Raw genomic sequence first — 1,518 nt, forward strand, 5'->3', positions numbered from 1 at the left:
TCTTGTCTGGCCGCTTCTCGCGCCTCAACATAGCTCACGTCAGAAAGTGAAGCCTCTCCTGTCGACTCGAACCACTGCGCAAAAGAAACGGCAGACTGTAGAGTAAGCAAAAAAGCTAAAACATATTGAGACAAGGTAAACCTACGCATCCGAACTACCTACTAGCAAGACGACAAAATTATTTATTTGTTGAGAACTAACCAATTTCTATGCCAGCGCTTTTTGGCAAACGATTGCCGCTTAAATCCAAACGCTTCGAGCATTTAAGTATCGAAGAAAAGAGTACGGTTTCGTGACGTATATGCCTTTGCAAGCGCTTGCAATTCGTTACAATCCTTAGGTTGTGCGAATTTAAAAATGTAGGAAGTGACCAATAATGCGAACTAGCAGTTTCAGAGGCCTAATAACATTCATATGCCTCTGCATGAGTGCTCAAACAATTGCTGGCTATAGAACCTTACTTGACCCAAGATCCATGGCGATGGGAGGTACTGGCGCTGCAGCAGCGACTAAATTCAACGCATCCCTTCACAACCCTGCTTTAATCGCTTTTAACAGAGGCTCTAAACCTGATCGCTTATATCTCAGTGCATCAATGGGTGCTCGTGAACTGTATAACACCGATTGGGAGGAGTCCTTAAATAACTTCCAAGATAGCAATATTGTTCAGGACTATGACCGTCTTTCAGGCCCCACCTCATCAGATGCAGCGGAAGTTAGAGACGTCATTCGTCAAATGAATTTAGAGGGCTATCGAAAAGATGAAACGACTGTCTTCAATTTATTAGTAGATACTCGTCCGGTCACGATTAACTTTTATACTCGCCGTGATATACGTGAAATGACGACGATTCTTAACAAGGATGAAGCCAAGTTTGCGGAATTAATAGACACTCTCGATAGCGGTGGTTCTGTTTTAGGGACTCTTGAGGAGCGACTCAGTTCAACCGTCGACAACACCTATGTCGATATTAGTGAGTTCGGTGTTACCGTAGCCACCACAAATGTAATTTCTTACAACATGCCAATATCTTGGGGCTTCACGCCCAAGCTAGTCGAAATAAGGGGTTCACATCGCGCGGAAAGTATTAACACATATAACCCACGCAACCCACCAGACAAACAGGTAAGTCGTGATTTCTTAGAATGGAATGTTGATTTAGGGTTCTCAATGTTAATGACCGAATCCTTTATGCGCGAAGAGCTAGGCCTTTCAGGTCCGATACTCGACGGCGAATGGATTTTCTCTTTTGTTGGTATGAACATGATCCCGACCGATTTCACACCATACAGACCTGAAAATGCGAGCCGCACAGGCCCTTATCCCGGCACAGCTCGTGCTGTGCAAGCACTCTATCAGTTTGGCGTGGCGCATTACCGCCAAAACTACATGCTTACTATGGATATCGATCTTTCAGAAAACGAGGTCTATGACTTCGAAGGATTAACCCGCTTTCTAAGTTTCGGTGGAGAATATTTTTTAAGAGACGACTTTCACCTCCGNGCGGGCATGCGCAT

At 44.6% G+C, this 1,518-nt stretch carries 1 protein-coding gene; it reads left to right on the forward strand.

The window, feature by feature from the left end:
- Positions 1-424 precede the first annotated feature (424 nt).
- Positions 425-1,518: conjugal transfer protein TraF (traF, locus tag A3738_RS22605; protein ID WP_068763864.1), on the forward strand; the 1,094-nt coding region annotated here is incomplete at its 3' end.

The sequence above is a fragment of the Oleiphilus sp. HI0066 genome, assembly GCF_001635725.1.